Raw genomic sequence first — 15689 nt, 5'->3', positions numbered from 1 at the left:
CCTCCCCGGCGACAAAGATCTCGCCATGTTCGTCGCCTTCAGCTGCCGCGCCTTTCTCGATGGGCTAAAGAAATAATACCGTTGATGGACCAGCCCAGCGTTTGAATCGCAGCAAAGGGCACAGGCCGGTCAAGCGAAGGCCAAACGGTTCATTTGTGTTGCCCATCGTGTAGGTCGCCAAAGCCCTCAAGGAGTTTCACGGGGACGTTTAGGGGCTGAAGATTTTGCAATTTGGCAACGCCCGCTTTAATTCAGCTACGCCCGCTTTGGTGACTTGGGTGCCGAGCAAATTAAGCCCTTCGAGATGATGCAGCTTGGCCACCTCCTTAAGACCCGCGTCAGTGATTTGAGTGCGGAACAAGGAAAGCGTTTTGAGCTTCTGCAGCTTGGCCACCTCCTTGAGGCCCGCGTCGGTGATTTGGGTACGGAACAAGAGCAGGACTTCGACTTTTTCCAAATCCGCCTCGGTGAGTTTGCCTACAGGCTTCTTGAGTGATCCACGGATTGCCTTCTCCACAATGGGATCGGCAATGAGCGGCTTCGCATCCGCCAACACGGATTGCCCCATCCCCAGCGCCATCATCAAGAGAATCTGCCTCACGCCCATCACCCTACGCCACTGCCATTGTGCTTGCCTACTGCAAACTGAAAGGAAATTTATAATGACTTGCCGGAGCTCAGCTGCCGCGCAGGTCATGATGTATGACATCCATTTCATTCCGTCACTGTAGGCTCATGGCGCGGTCCTCACGCGGCGGTGATGGCCTTGTTGATCAAGTGGATCCCGGAAACCGGCTGGCCCATTTCCAATGCACTGGACTTGAAAGATCAATCTTTGTGGCGGGCGTTCGGACAGTTTTTTGTGCACCTGCTCCATCCGATGGCTGAAACCGTGCTCACGCTCAAGGATTATTGCTTCGACAAATGGTTCGTGCCCGGCATCCTTGTGGTCACCACCGCCATCCTCGGCTGGCAACGCGTGGTGAAGCAACAAGCTGAAAAAGGATAACCGATGCGAGCAATCACTTTCCTGTATGGCGCCCTCTGCGCCGGCACCCTGGTGGCGGCGGATTCGTGGTGGCAGTTTCGCGGACCACACGGAGACGGGCATGCGAAGCAGGCGGCGTTGCCATTGAATTGGTCCGAGACGAAAAATGTGGAGTGGAAGACGGCGATCCATGATCGCGGATTTTCTTCGCCGGTGATTTGGGGAAAGCAGGTGTGGCTCACCACCGCCACGGCCGATGGCCGCAAGCTTTTTGGGGTGTGCGTGGACAAGGATACCGGCAAAATCATTTATGACCTGCACCTCTTCGATGTCGCCGATCCACAGGCGATCACACCGGAGAACACCTACGCCTCGCCCTCGCCGGTGATTGAAAAGGGCCGCGTGTTCCTGCACTTCGGCACCTACGGCACGGCGTGTGTGGAGACCGCCACGGGCAAGGTGCTCTGGACGCGGCGCGATTTGAATTGCGACCACGAGAAAGGCGCCGGGCCGGCCAGTTCGCCGATGCTCTTCGGCAACACGATGATCGTGCATGTGGACGGCCGCGATGTGCAGTACATCGTCGCGCTCGACACGGCCACGGGCAAGACGGTCTGGAAAACGCCGCGCTCGCTCAATTACAGCAAGTTTCCCGTGCACCATCGCAAGGCCTACTCAATGCCCATGCTGGTGCCACGCGGTAAAGGGCAGCAGCTCGTCAGCCCTGCCGGCCGTGGCCTGTATGCGTACGACCCGAAGACCGGCAAGGAGCTGTGGCACATGCGCCATCGCGGCTGGTCCGTAGCGCCCCGGCCGATCTCCGGGCACGGCCTTATCTTTGCCACCATTGATCGCGACACGCCTGAACTGTGGGCCATTCGCCCCGATGGTAACGGCGACATCACCGACACCCATATCGCGTGGCGTGAGAAACGCGGCATGCCCGAACGCAGCTCGCCGTTGCTGGTGGACGACCTGCTCTACTTTGTGAACCGCGGCGGCATCGCCACCTGTCTCGAGGCCAAGACTGGTAAGGAGGTTTGGAAGGAACGCCTCAAGGGCGCCTACTCCGCGTCCCCAATTTATGCCAAAGGCCGAATCTATCTCTTCAACGAAACCGGCATGGCCACCATCCTGCGTCCCGGCCGCAAGTTTGAGATCATCACCACCAACGCCCTCAAACCGCAGCCGCTCCTTGCCTCCCCTGCGGTCGATGGAAACGCTTTCATCATCCGCACTGGAGGCCATTTGTATCGCGTTGAAAACCCCTGAATGCATTTGGCCATTTACTGAATTTCAAGAAGACACCAGAGTCCAATCAAGCACGCATGACTCGCGGATTGAACAGCTCCATTTCCCGACGGCGCCTGTTGCAGACAGGCGGCATTGGAACGCTGGGGTTGGCACTGCCAGCGTTGCTTCGGGCGGAGGACACAGGCAAGTCAGCGAAGTCCTGCATTTTCATTCACCAATACGGCGGGCTCAGCCAGCTGGATTCTTGGGACATGAAACCCGAGGCGCCTCAGGAAATTCGCGGACCGTACCGGCCCATCAAGACCGCCACGCCGGGCTTCCAGATTTGCGAACTGATGCCGCGCCTTGCCAAGCTTTCGGAGCAGTACGCCGTCATCCGCTCCATGACGCACAAGGTGGCCGAGCACAAGCTCGCCAACTCGATGCTCCTGGCCGGACGCGAAAACCCTGCGGCAGACGATCCCTGTTTTGGGGCGATGGTCGCCAAGCTGCGCCCCTCTCAAAAAGCCATTCCGGATCATGTATGGCTCCAGAAATTTGGCGGGGGCGCCGCGCCTCCCGATCATACGTATCTGACAGGCGGCCACCTCGGCATGGCCTACGCCCCGATGCTGCTCGGCCAGAAGCACGATGACAATCCCGCCACACCCGGCTATCGCGTGCGCGCATTCGATTCCCCAGAAAACATCACACCCACCCAACTCGCCGATCGTCGCCGCCTACTCGAAGCTACCCAGAATCTTTCGCCCGTGGGCAACACTGCCGAGTTCGATGCTTTCGATACCCATCAACAACGCTCTATCGACCTTCTCAACGGCCGCTCCGCCAAAAATGCCTTCAACCTTGATCGTGAACCGGACCGTGTCCGCGATCGGTACGGACGTAATCCGCTCGGTCAACATCTACTGCTCGCCCGCCGCCTCATCGAGGCCGGCACGCGACTGGTCAATGTCGCCGGCTGGACCGGACTTGGGCGCGGCGAGAAATTTGTGAGCGTGGAAACGTGGGACATGCACGGCAATGCCGACGTCGGTATTTTTGAGAACGGCTGGAACGGTCTTCCCTTCGCCCTACCTCGCACGGATCAGGCCGTCGCGACGCTACTGGAAGATCTACACGAACGCGGCCTGCTCGACACCACGCTGGTTGTGCTGGTGGGCGAGTTTGGCCGAGCTCCCAAGATCAGCAAGGGCGCCAAGCGCATCGGTCGCAACCACTGGCCGGCCTGCTACTCCGCCATGCTCGCGGGCGCAGGCATTCGGGGTGGCGCGGTGTATGGTGAGTCCGACAAGCAGGCCGGTTACGTAAAAACCAATCCGGTCACCCTGCCTGATTTCACCGCCACTCTCTTCACCGCGCTCGGCATCAACCCCGCCTCACGCCTCTCTCCCGACGGCTTCACCATTCCGGCCAGTGAAGGCCGCCCCATCGAGGCGTTGTTTTAGGGATCCTGCCGGTTGCGAAACTGGTTCGATAACACGATCTGTTCGATAATCGTGCTGGTCTTGTACCCGTCTTTCTTTGATGCGCTGACGATTTGATCGAGCGATACGCGATCGTACGGCTCCAGCCCTCGACCAAGCGCGTAAGCAAAGAGTTGCCGCGCAAAGTTGTTGGCGATGTCCTCCCCATACAGCTCCAGCAACAATGCCTTCATTTCGCGTGGCGTTTGAAACGCCTTGCCGTTGGGCATGATGCCGGAGGAAACGACCGGCGCCTTATCGGGATAATGCGTGCGCCACTCGCCGGTCTGCGCGAAGTTTTCCAGTCCCAGCCCGAGCGGATCGATCTCCTTGTGGCAGGCATTGCAAACGGCCTTTGAGACGTGTTGTTTCAAAAGCTCGGCGACCGTCGGATCCCGTTTGATGTTCAGCGCCGCGCGGGCTTCTTCGATCGGCGGCACATCTTCGGGGGCTTCCATCGATTTGCCGATCAAGGTGTTCAGCACCCACACGCCGCGCCGGATAGGGCTGGTGCGGGTCTTGGAGGAAGTCACCCGCATGATCGCCGCGCTGGTGAGCAGGCCCCCTTCGCGGTCGCCGTGGCGCTGCACGAGGATGGGCGGATCGTAGCGTGTCTTGCGGTTGCGGGTTTTGCTTTGGCGGTTGGCGAAAATGTCCGTGAACACCCGGGGCAACGCGTCCGACTTCAGTTTCTGGTAACCGTGCCCTTTCGCCTGCAGGGCGGACGCGCGTTTGTAGAGCCAATCGCTTTGCACCAGCTCCAGCACGCTGCGGTTGGAGCGGATCAATTCGTCAAAGAAAAACAGCGCCTCGTCGTAGGTTTCCCGATTCCAGCGTTCGTTCAGGAGGTATTCGCGATTGGCCAATAGATCGCTAAAGCCCAGCCATTGGCCCGCAAAATTTTCCGACAAAGCAATCCGCTTGGGGGAATTTAGCAGGCGGGCGACTTGTTTTTTTAAGACATCCTCCTTCAGCAAACTGCCGTCCTGCCCGAGCTTCAGCAGCTCAGCATCCGGCGGACCGGCCCAGAGGAAATAGGACAGGCGTGTCGCCAGCTCCAAACCGGTGACGGGATACGGCGTGCGCTGCGCCTGACTGCGCTCGAAGCGATACAGAAATTCCGGCGTCACCAAAATCATCTCAAACACATGCAGCAAGCTCGTGCGGCTATCCTTGGACACCGCCACATGATTCGCGTACAGCCCGTGAAAGGCGCGTTCATAATCGGGCAACCGCGCGGCATTGCCGCGGAAAGCTCGTAGCAGAAATTTCGAAATGATCGCCTTGGCTTCGGCCTCGCTGGCGGCGGTCGGAATCTCTGCCCGGCCCAGCACTATCTTGATGGCGCCGGGGTTTCGGCTGAATTGGGCGAGGGCATAGTTCGCCGCGTCGGCGAAGGCGTTCAGAGGCGGCTTAAGCGCGCCAAGCCGATGCGCGTCGTTGTCGAAACCGGATTCGCCGGGGATATCGGAAGGCACCAGCGAGGTGATCTTGGACACCGCCAGATTGCCGGTGATGGAATCGCGGTACGGCACCTTGAGCGGCACGGCCAGCACGGCTTCCAGTGTGTTCTCAAGCTCGTACCGCGTCAGCCGACGCAACGGCGTGGGGCCGATGTGCGATTTGCCGGCGCGAAGCACAAACGATTCATGGAACCACGACTGAATCGCCGCTTTCTCATCCGCTGCCAGCGGCTTCTTGTTCTCAGGCGGCATCTCGCCGCGAGCCACCATGTTCTCCATCCGGATCCAAAGCTTGGTGTAGTCGCCGTAAGAGGAATTGGTTTTCTGCAGCAACGGTGATAAATCGATACCGCCTTTTTTCGTGTCGCTATCGTGGCACGTCAGGCATCGATCTTCGATCACCTCCGCGGCTGCTGTAAATTCCGCGGCCCACGCCGAAGGCATGGTCCACGCTGCGAACGTGAAAAGAAACCCCTGAAGGAAACGACGAACATTGCTCATCGGCTTAAGGGGCCTTCGCCGCCTTGAGCGACACGAGGGTTTTCTTGCCATCGACCACCTTGTATTGGCCGGTTACCTCGACCACCCTACCGACGTTGCGGTCGAAGCGCAGCCGGTGGTTGTTCATAAACGGAATCCGAATCTCCAGATCGCTCTTGTCCGACAGACGCAGCAAATAATATTCCTGCTCGCCTTCGATCTCGATCCGCAGCAAGCCCTTCGCAGTGAGGGTTTGCCCATCGCTTTGGGTAATCTTCCACGTGCCGTCATCCGGATTGACCGGCTTGAAATTGGCCTTGCCGCTGATGCCCGGCAGCAGCCCGGTGGAATCTCCAATGCGCTCGGCCGGTGCGCCCATCAGATTCATCAGCGTAAGCAACAGGTTGCCAAACGGCCGCGCCTCGGGATAACGCACATGCCGGCCCAGCTCCACTTGCCCACCGCCGCCGCCGGCCAAGACCACCGGCAGATCGGTCAGCGAATGATAATCGCCGTGCTTGATGCCCGAACCCCAAAGGATCAGTGAGTTGTCGAACAAGGTGCCCGAGCCGTCCGGCAGCGTCTTCATTTTTTCAATCAAATAACGCAGCTGCGCTGTGTGCCAAATATTGATGTTGTCGTACGCCGGCAGCACCTTCTTGTTACGCACATGATGCGACACGTAATGAAACTCCGCGTTCACGCCCATGAAATCGTAATGGATTCGGCTATTCGTATTGGCCAGCATGCACGAGGCGATACGGGTGGAGTCAGTCCAAAACGCCAGCGTGATCAGGTCCATCATCGCCTTGACGCGCTCGCCCAGATTGCCAACCTCCAGCGTCGGATCAATCTGCGCCAGCTTCGGATCCGCCGCCGCCACTTGGCCATTGGCCCGCGCGCGTTCAATGCTCTTCTCCACATCCCGCAGCGACTCGAAATACTGCTGCAACACCTGCCGATCCTGCGAACTGGCTTTGCGAAGTAATGAAGAAGACGCGTCTCGCACACCGTCCAGTACGCTCGCCAATTCCGTTCGGCGCTTATCGCGCGCGGCATTTTTAAAAATCAGATCAAACGCCGATTGCGGATCGTATTGGCCTCGCAACGGCTGTTGCGTCCTGTCATACGAGAGAATATTAAGCCACGGGTGCTGCTTCCATACGTTGTCCGCCGTGAGTTGCACTGATTTGAGCGGCGTCTGGTCGCCGATCCGGTCGGCAATTTGTTGGTCGAACGAATAACGATTTGCATCCTTATGCTTGGTCGCACTCATGAAAGTGCCCGGAGCATCCATGTGACTGGACACCCCATCGTTTTCGAGATTTCCGAGGACAAGAATATCCTTCTGCACCGGCGCCAAGGGCCGCAGGATTTTCGACAGCTCAAACTCCGTCTCCGTGCCCCCGACAATATCCCACGAATGCGGATTCACCCCGCACCCTTTGTACAGCACACACAACCGCACCGGATTAGCCTTCGCCGCCTTGGCTTTGGCGTGACTGATCGCCGGCCTCATGATCTCCAAAAACGGCAGGGCCAATGACACCCCCGCCCCCTTCAAAAAAGTCCGACGTGGAATCTGATACGCGTTTCGGTTCATGATGCGGTTGGGGGAGGATCAACCCAAGTGCTTCAGGCCACCCGTGCTGTCGCCCAATTGCGCGACGTTGACATCCATGCGGTTGAGCATGGAAATCCAAAGATTGGCGAGCGGAGTTTCGTCCGCGTAACGCACGTGCCGACCGGGCTTGAGAGTGCCGCAGCCGCCGCCCGCCAGCAGGATGGGCAGGTCATCGTGGTTGTGAGCGTTGCCGTCGGAGTTCGCGCTGCCGTAGGCGATCATCGAGTGATCGAGCAGCGTGCCCCCGGCTTCCTTCACGCTGTCCAATTTTTCCAACAGGTAGGCGAGTTGTCTCGTGTGGAAAATATTGATGGTGCGAATCTTTTCTTTTTTCTCCGCCTTACCCCCGTGGTGGGACAGGTCGTGGTGCCCTTCGGATACCTTGATAAAGGGATAGGGCTTGTTGCTGCCCTCGTTGGCGAGCACGAAGGAGGTCACCCGTGTGACATCGGCCTGGAAAGCCAGCACGATCAAGTCGCACATCAGGCGAATGTGCTCCTCGTAATCGCCGGGCACGCCCTTGGGTGCGGGGTAATCGGGCGTTTGCACCGGCGGCAAATTTGCCGCCCGCTCAATCCGCAACTCGATGTCTCGAATGGCGGTATAATACTCGTCCAGCTTGCGAACGTCGTTCGCGCTGAGCTTGCGATTGAGGTCCTTGGAATCTTCCCGCACAAAATCGAGGATGCTCTTGCGGGCGGCATCACGCTGGGCGCGGTCGGCGTTGTTGCCTCCGCCGAAGAGCCGCTCAAAAGCCAGCTTAGGATTCACCTCTTTCGGCAGGGGCTGAGTTGCCGAACGCCATGACATGGTGGAGGAATACACGCAGCTGTAACCCGAGTCACAGTTGCCAGCCATGGCGCCTGCCTCGGCGCCTAGTTCCAGGGAAGGCAACCGCACTTGGTCGCCCATGGCCTGCGCGGCCACTTGATCCACCGAGATGCCGTTGCGAATGTCCGTGCCATCGGTTTTCTTGGGATGCGCCCCGGTGAGGAACGCCGCCAAAGCGCGGGCGTGGTCGCCGCCCCCGCTGCCGTGTGCCCGGGCCTTGTCCGCGGTGAGGCCAGTGAGCACCTGCAATTTGTTTTGGACCTTGGAGAGCGGCTTCAAAATGGTCGGGAGATCATAACCCGCGCCCTCCTTTTTGGGCGTCCAGTCGACCATGTTTTTGCCGTTGGGCACGTACAGGAACGCCATGCGGTTGGGCACGGCCTTGTCCGACTGGCCATTGGCGGGTTGATCGCTCCAGGCGTTCAGCGGGCCCATTGCCTCGAGCCACGGCAAGGACAGGGTCACGCCCAATCCTTGGAGCATTTTACGACGTGAAAGGGTTGTGTGGGTCATCGATTAATCCTCTGTTTTAAATCCGCGCCGGCGGCCGAAGGGTTCGCTCTTGGCAATCTCTTTCACCAGCACGGAAAATTTGTACTCGTTGCGCTCCAGTGCCGTCGCAATTTTTTCGATGGCGGGCCGGTCGCGGTAGGTCAATCCGCGGCCTAGCGCGTAGGTCAGCATCTTCTCAGAAATGCAGCGCACAAACAATGCCTTCTTATGACGGATGATCGTTTTCAAATCTTCAACCCCGGCAAATTTTGTCCCGTCAGCAAACTCCCCGGCTGCGTCGATGGGCTGTCCTCCGTCCTGCGTGCGGTAGCCGCCGATGGCATTGTAGTTTTCCAGCGCAAACCCGATGGGATCCATCTTCGCGTGGCAGTTCGCGCAGCTGGGGTTCTTGCGGTGCACCTCCATGCGCTTGCGCAGAGTGTCGGCGGTGAGCGTCTTCCCCGTCTCCTCCAGTTCCGGCACATCCGGCGGTGGGGGCGGTGGAGGCGATCCCAAAAACTGCTCCAGCACCCAGCGGCCCCGTTTCACCGGCGAGGTGCGCGTGGGGTTGGAGGTGACCGTCAACACACTCGCCTGTGTGAGCAAGCCGCCGCGCGTACGATCCGCCAGCAACACCCGCTGGAAATCCGCGCCCTTGAACTTCAACGGCTGCGGTTTTTCGCCGCCGGTTTTGCTGATGCCGTAATGCTTGGCCAAAGGCGCATTCAGGAACGTGAAGTCGGCATCGATCAACTCCAGCAGGCTCCGATCTTCCTTCATCACCGTTTCGCAAAATAATTCCGTCTCCCGCAGCATGGCTTGTCGGAGCGATTCATTGAACGCGGGAAACAACTGGGTATCCGGCGCCACGGTCTGGAGGCGCTGAATCTGCAGCCATTGTTGCATGAAATTCCGCACCAATTCCCCCGCACGCGCATCCGCCAGCATGCGGTCCACCTGCGCATCGAGGTTCGCGGTGAGCTTGCGATTGGTGGCAAGGTCCAGTAGCGCGTCATCCGGCATGCTGCTCCAGAGAAAATAAGAAAGGCGCGCGGCAAGGTGGAATTCATCAATCGGCCGCGCCTCCGGAGCGGTCGGGCGGTCGTCCATCTCCACGCGAAAGAGAAACTTCGGCGAGCACAACACCACCTGCACCACCTTTTGCATCGCCGCCTCCCACTTGAGCCCGGCTTTCATTTGCGCGGCGGCAAATTGGAAGACGCGATCCGTTTCCACCTGGGTGGGCGGGCGGCGGTACGCCCGGCGCAACAGGCGACCGATCATCTCTTGCTGGCGGGCCGCGGTCGGCTGGCCCATTGTCGGGCCGAGTAGTTTCAGGTGCGATGAGGGGCGGGTTTCCAGCGGCCCCTCGGTCGACAGATGCCGAATATGCAAAATCGCATGGGGCTTGCCCGAGGCCGGTTTCACCAGCGCAATCCCGGCATTGGCCACAGCGGTTCGGGAAACCTTGACCTCGATGGTCTGCGGCGCCTTCGAATCGCGCGCAGTGATTTCGAATGTTTTTAAAATCTTCGCCCCCTTCAACCGCGGCGATTCGCCGCCGAATACCTTCGCCAACTCCTGAGCACTGGATCCCTCTTTCACTCCCCCGCCCTGAATGTACAACGCCACGTGCACCGGTTCCTTGCCCTTCGGCTCGGCGTACAGAGTCGCGCGCAAAAACAACTCGGCATCCGCCGTGAGCTTAAAATAACCGCCCGGCCCGGTGAGCGGCCCGGACACCTTGGCATCCTCCGACGCGGGGTCCATCCGACGAAACGGATCCTTGGTCGTGCTTCCGCCCGGCTGCAGATAAATCCCCGAAAGATATCGCACCGGCGGCTTGGGCGGGTTCACCGAAATGACCCTTTTTGAAATGGTCTCCGCGGCATCGAGATAGCGTTCCATCAACACCGGCGACAACGTCAACACATCGCCGATGTTATCAAACCCGTGCCCGATATCGTCCGAGGGAAAACTCTCAGTCGGATCAAAATCCACCCCGAGCAAATCGCGCACCGTGTTGCGATATTCCACGCGATTGAGCCGCCGCATAGTCACCCGGCCCGGATCCGGTTTCGAGTTGCGATCCGAATAATCCCAAACCGCCTGGACTCTCTCCGTGAACGCCTCCACCGCCGCCACCGTCGGCCGCGCCTTCTTTTTGGGTGGCATCTCCCCAATCGCCAACATCCGCAACACCTTCTCAAACGTCTTGCGGCCCTTCACCACTGATGCCGAATCCCGATACCCTTCCAGCGACAACTCCGCCTTCGGGTCCTCCCCGCTATGGCATTCCAGACAGTGCTGCTTTAAGAAAGCCACCCCTTCCCTTGAAAAATCCGGCCCCTTCTCGTCAGCCGCACTCACCGTTAACACAATCGCCAAACCCAACCCTAATGTACCAATGCATTTCATGCGCCACTGAGTATATGGCCCCCGCCTTCCAGCGCAAGACCCGCACATGCAAATGCTCCCCGAAGGCTCGGTCGTCCGGGAATTGGTCCAGGTCAAAAACGCTTGTACAAGGGTGTCCAACCAAAGGAAAATCCCCCGAACCCCGTCCAAGAGAATCCCTCGATTCTCAGGTTCTCCTTCAAAAAATCATAGAATTTGATGGAGCGGGTGATGGCAATCAAACCCACGTGTCAGGGCTTTTATCAAGTCAGCTTCGTGCTCACACGAAATATTTCGAATACATCGCCATTTTATACGTCCGCCCATTATCCTTGGATCAATTGCTCACCGGTGCAACCGCCTCCATAAGGGCAACGTTGCCCACCCTGTAATTTTGTTTTAACGTTGAATCAGATCGATTATGCGGCGGCTTACCAACACCAGTTTGAAATGTTTGTGGCTGGGATTGTGTCTTACCTACGGGCTCTCTCTCCCGGCGTCGGGGAATCAGAAAAATTTCCCGGAACCGGTTGAGGTGTTTCTAGATCGGCATTGTGTGGATTGCCATGGCTCAGACGAGCCCAAGGCGGATTTGGATTTGACCAAGCTCTCCCGGGATTTGGCCGCCGACAAAACGCTTTCCACTTGGGTGCGACTGTTTGACCGAGTCGACAAAAAGGAAATGCCTCCGGGAGGGAAAGCGAAGAACATCGACGTTGAGGAAAGAGATTCCGCATTAAAGTTATTGGGAGATACTTTACGGCATGCGGATAGGCGGGAAATCACGCAGCAGAGTCGCTGGCCGGCGCGCCGACTGACGCGGGATGAGTTTCAGGATAACCTCCGCGACCTGCTAAAGGTGCCTACTTTGGACGTGAAAGACCGGCTCCCTGAAGACCGTCGCGCGCATGGCTTCACCAAAGTCGTTGGGTTGCTAGACCTTTCGCGGGTCCATTTGAACGCTTACCTGGATGCCTCCGAGAAAGCATTAATGGAGTCGATAGCGCCTTCACTCGCACCGGCCTCCCCACAGAAATTCAAGGCGACGGGTGTGAATCTCTTTACGGGCTTCACGACCTTCGGTGGACGCGAAGCGATGTTCTTTGTCCGTGGAAACAAAATGATCCGGATCAACGGCAACACGATTAAGGCAATGAAGCCCGAGGAACAAGCTGACCCCAATTTGCACCTGGCCGTCTTCCGCTCGGCCACTTGGCCCTACTTCGGTTACCCCAGAAATTTTCGGGCGTCCAAATCAGGAACGTATCGTGTCCGGTTCGCGGGCCGGGCAGTTCGCCAAGTGAGCGGGCTCAGAATCGTCCCGGCCCACGCCCCCGTACCCATGAGCTTCCGCGCCCGCAAACCCACAGGGCCGGATGTGTCCGGTGATGTCCGCGAAACTGGCGGCTGGATTGATCTCCAACCTGAGACGAAGAAATTTGAGACCACCGTTCACCTCAAAAAAGGGGAGACATTTGAGTATAGTTTTCTTGGCCTGCCAGTCCCGTTCATTCGAACAGACAAGGGATTTTACTACGACTTCCCTCCTATGCCGAAAGAAGGACACCGTGGTGGAGTCATTGAGTGGATCGAAGTAGAAGGCCCGCTCAATCCGCCAAATTGGCCACCCTCTTCCCACGAATTCCTCTTCGGAAAACTGCCCATCAAGCCCGCCGTACCCAACAGCAAGCTCCCCGTAAGCGTGGAAAGCAAGGAACCGCATCAGGACGCCGAGCTGCTTTTCCGCCGGTTTGCCAATACCGCTACCCACCTGCCATTGGCGGAGGATGATTTCACAATCTTTTTGGATCTCATTCACAAGAACCTGGATGACGGAACGCCGTTTGCCGATGCCATGCTGAAGGGGTATCAGGCTTTTCTTTGCTCTAATCATTTTCTATTCCTGAACGCTCAACAACAATCCTCCCCCGTCGCTTACGCTAATCGACTTTCCCATTTGCTCTGGAACTCCAAACCGGACAACCGCCTATATGCCTTGGCGAAGGAAGCCCAACTCAATGAACCGGAAATACTAAAGCCAGAACTGACTCGGATGCTTGCGGATCGACGGTTTGATCGGTTCATCTATGGTTTCGTGGATCAATGGCTGAATATGGCCAATCTGCGCCGGGATGAACCCGACAACCGACTGTACCCTGAGTACCGAAAGGACGATTACCTCGTCGACTCTATGGAAAAGGAGACCCATCGGTTTGTTAAAACGTTGATCACCGAAAACCTGCCCGTCGCCACGATTGCCGATTCCAACTTTACGTTTGTTAACGACCGTCTGGCGGCGCACTACGATCTACCTCGCGTCCGCGGCTCCAGTCTCCGTAAAGTCATGCTGCCCCATTGGAGCCCTCGCGGAGGCTTGCTGACTCAAGCCTCGATCCTCAAACACACTTCCAACGGCACCACCACCTCTCCCGTCTTGCGGGGCGTTTGGGTAATGGAAAAAATCATGGGGGACCCGCCGCCGCCCCCGCCGAAATCCATTCCCGCGGTCGAACCAGATATCCGCGGTGCCACCACAATTCGAGAGCAACTGAGCAAACATACGGAGGTGAAATCCTGTGCCAAGTGCCATGCCCGTTTCGACCCCATTGGCTTCGCCCTCGAAAGCTTTGATGTGATGGGGGCTTGGCGAGACCATTACCGCAACCCCATCGCCGGAGACGAAAAAATTACCGGCTACGATCCTGCCGGGCACCCCTTTACATACTTTATTCGAAAGGAAGTAGAACCCCATGGGCAACTCTTGAGTGGAGAAACCTTTCCCGACATTCATAAACTCAAAACCATCCTCGCCCAGAAACCTCGGCAACTAGCCCGGAATCTCCTGCACCAATTCACCCTCTACGCCACCGGCACGCCGGTGCGATTCTCCGAACGGGCCGAGATCGAGCGTATCCTCGATCAGTGCCAACTCCACAACTACCGCGTCGGTGATCTGCTTCGAACCTTTTGCGCCAGCCCCATCATGCGTTAACCATGCCCCACGCCCGCTCAATGTCACCCATCTCCCGCCGCCACTTCCTGCGCGGCCTGGGCGTTAGCCTGCCTCTGCCTGCGCTCCTGCAGCACGCTCATGCACGGAAGGAACAACCCGCAGCCAATCGGATGTTGTTGATCTCCAATAACCTCGGCGTCCTGCCCGCCCCGTTTTTCCCGAAGCAAACCGGCCGCGACTACACCCTTTCGCCGCTGCTCAAGAATCTCGAAACGTTCCGGAATGACTTCACCATCTTCTCCGGCCTCTCGCATCCCGCCGTCTCGGGCGGGCACTCCACGGAAAACTGTTTTCTCACCGGCGCTAAAGATCCCACCGGCAGCGGATTTCGAAACACCATTTCGCTCGACCAATACGCCATCGAGCACTTGGGCCAACACACCCGATTCCCAACCCTGAATCTCGGTGTGAACATCGATCGCGGCAACCGCAGCCTGTCCTGGAGCCGCGACGGCGCACTGTTACCGGCTGAGGATAAACCGTCCGCCCTGTTCCGGAAAATGTTCATTCAAGGCAGCCCCCGTGAAATCGAGCAACGGCTGCAACGGCTCAAGGAACGCGGCAGCATCCTCGACACACTGCACGCCGACGCCAAGCGCCTGCAAACACGTTCCGGTCATGAGGACAAAACCCGGCTGGACCAATACTTCACCTCCATTCGCGAACTGGAACAAGGCCTGACGGTCGCTGAGGAATGGGAAAGCCGCCCCAAGCCAAAGACCAACCAACCGGCTCCTCAAGACATCCTCGATCGCGCCCAATTCTTTCCCAAGCTCAACCTGATGTTACGCATGGCCCAGCTGGCATTCGAGAGCGATTCCACACGGATCGTCACCCTGATGGTCGACGCCTTCGACACGCCCGTATTCCAAATCAGCGCCGAAGAAAAATCTCTCACCGGCTACCACAACCTCAGCCACCACGGCCAATCGCCCGAGAAGATTCGTCAGCTAGAAAAAATTGACCACCGTCAAATGCAAACCTTGGCGGCCCTCTTTAAGCAACTTCGCGACACCCGCGAACCCAACGGCACCTTGCTCGACTCAACCATGGTCCTTTACGGCAGCAACATGGGCGATGCCAACGTGCATAACTGCGACAACCTCCCCATCCTGCTCGCCGGAGGCCGCTTCCAACACGGCCAACACCTCGCCTTCGACGCCCGCAATAACCAACCCCTCTGCCGCCTCTTCCTCTCTATCCTCCAACAAATGGGCATCGAATCCGAAGCCTTCTCAAGCGGCCAAGGCACACTCCCCGGTTTGCATAACTCGTGAGGGTAGTGCAGAAAAAACTTCTCCTTCTACCGCCGCCATCGCCGCGCTAACCCTTTGTGAAGCCCCAATACGTCTTCCCAAAAATTGAAAGAAATGGAGCGGGTGATGGGAATCGAACCCAACGAACATCAAATCCCCCGTTTTCAGGGGAAATACAGCTATCACACTGATCACTCAGAAAACCCTGAGAGACCCAATTCTCCCAATGTTCTCCCTATATCTCAGTGATGTTGGAGTGTGGGATTCTTCGATTCAATGAATCTCCATGTTTCTCGTGGGAATTTGGGAGAACAGTGGGGTTGAGGTGAGGATCATCTGAACTTCCCTGAATCGGGATGGTGGGGTAGGATTCTCTCAGCGATGAAAACACTGATTACAATTGTTATAGGTTTGTTAGTGGGGAGTGT

At 57.9% G+C, this 15689-nt stretch carries 10 protein-coding genes; 5 read left to right on the top strand and 5 right to left on the bottom strand.

Features of this window, described 5'->3' with window-relative positions; all coding sequences use genetic code 11:
* Positions 1-208: 208 nt before the first annotated feature.
* Positions 209-556 carry a hypothetical protein gene (locus H8E27_12190; GenBank protein MBC8326373.1) on the bottom strand — a complete coding sequence of 116 codons (348 nt, stop codon included), beginning with the start codon at positions 554-556 and terminating at the stop codon, positions 209-211.
* Between the two features lie 204 nt (positions 557-760).
* Between H8E27_12190 and H8E27_12185 the strand changes: the two genes are divergently transcribed.
* Genes H8E27_12185 through H8E27_12175 form a run of 3 tightly spaced genes read left to right on the top strand, consistent with a single transcriptional unit; the run spans position 761 to position 3687 of the window.
* Positions 761-1009 carry a hypothetical protein gene (locus tag H8E27_12185; GenBank protein ID MBC8326372.1) on the top strand — a complete coding sequence of 83 codons (249 nt, stop codon included), beginning with the start codon at positions 761-763 and terminating at the stop codon, positions 1007-1009.
* Between the two features lie 3 nt (positions 1010-1012).
* Positions 1013-2260, top strand: coding sequence for a PQQ-like beta-propeller repeat protein (locus H8E27_12180; GenBank protein MBC8326371.1), 1248 nt, complete (start codon positions 1013-1015; stop codon positions 2258-2260).
* Positions 2261-2316: 56 nt separating this feature from the next.
* Complete coding sequence (locus H8E27_12175) at positions 2317-3687, top strand: DUF1501 domain-containing protein (protein MBC8326370.1); 1371 nt, start codon at positions 2317-2319, stop codon at positions 3685-3687.
* Here H8E27_12175 and H8E27_12170 read toward each other — a convergent pair.
* The 4 genes from H8E27_12170 to H8E27_12155 form a co-directional block, all read right to left on the bottom strand.
* Positions 3684-5669 carry a DUF1588 domain-containing protein gene (locus tag H8E27_12170; GenBank protein MBC8326369.1) on the bottom strand — a complete coding sequence of 662 codons (1986 nt, stop codon included), beginning with the start codon at positions 5667-5669 and terminating at the stop codon, positions 3684-3686. The genes H8E27_12175 and H8E27_12170 overlap by 4 nt on opposite strands.
* A gap of 4 nt (positions 5670-5673) precedes the next feature.
* Complete coding sequence (locus tag H8E27_12165; GenBank protein MBC8326368.1) at positions 5674-7167, bottom strand: DUF1552 domain-containing protein; 1494 nt, start codon at positions 7165-7167, stop codon at positions 5674-5676.
* 102 nt (positions 7168-7269) lie between these two features.
* Positions 7270-8586, bottom strand: a complete 1317-nt coding sequence (locus H8E27_12160; protein MBC8326367.1) for a DUF1552 domain-containing protein — start codon at positions 8584-8586, stop codon at positions 7270-7272.
* 33 nt (positions 8587-8619) lie between these two features.
* A complete protein-coding gene (locus H8E27_12155; GenBank protein MBC8326366.1) occupies positions 8620-11013 on the bottom strand; it encodes a DUF1592 domain-containing protein in 2394 nt (797 codons plus the stop codon).
* Positions 11014-11413: 400 nt separating this feature from the next.
* On the opposite strand from H8E27_12155, the gene H8E27_12150 reads away from it, so the two are divergent.
* Positions 11414-13984, top strand: a complete 2571-nt coding sequence (locus H8E27_12150) for a DUF1592 domain-containing protein (protein ID MBC8326365.1) — start codon at positions 11414-11416, stop codon at positions 13982-13984.
* Between the two features lie 2 nt (positions 13985-13986).
* Positions 13987-15282, top strand: a complete 1296-nt coding sequence (locus tag H8E27_12145) for a DUF1552 domain-containing protein (GenBank protein MBC8326364.1) — start codon at positions 13987-13989, stop codon at positions 15280-15282.
* Positions 15283-15689: the final 407 nt, after the last annotated feature.

This window comes from Limisphaerales bacterium (assembly GCA_014382585.1).
GTDB lineage: Bacteria > Verrucomicrobiota > Verrucomicrobiia > Limisphaerales > UBA1100 > JACNJL01.
Note: the sequence above shows the minus strand (reverse complement) of the source record. Positions and strands in the feature narration are given on the sequence as shown.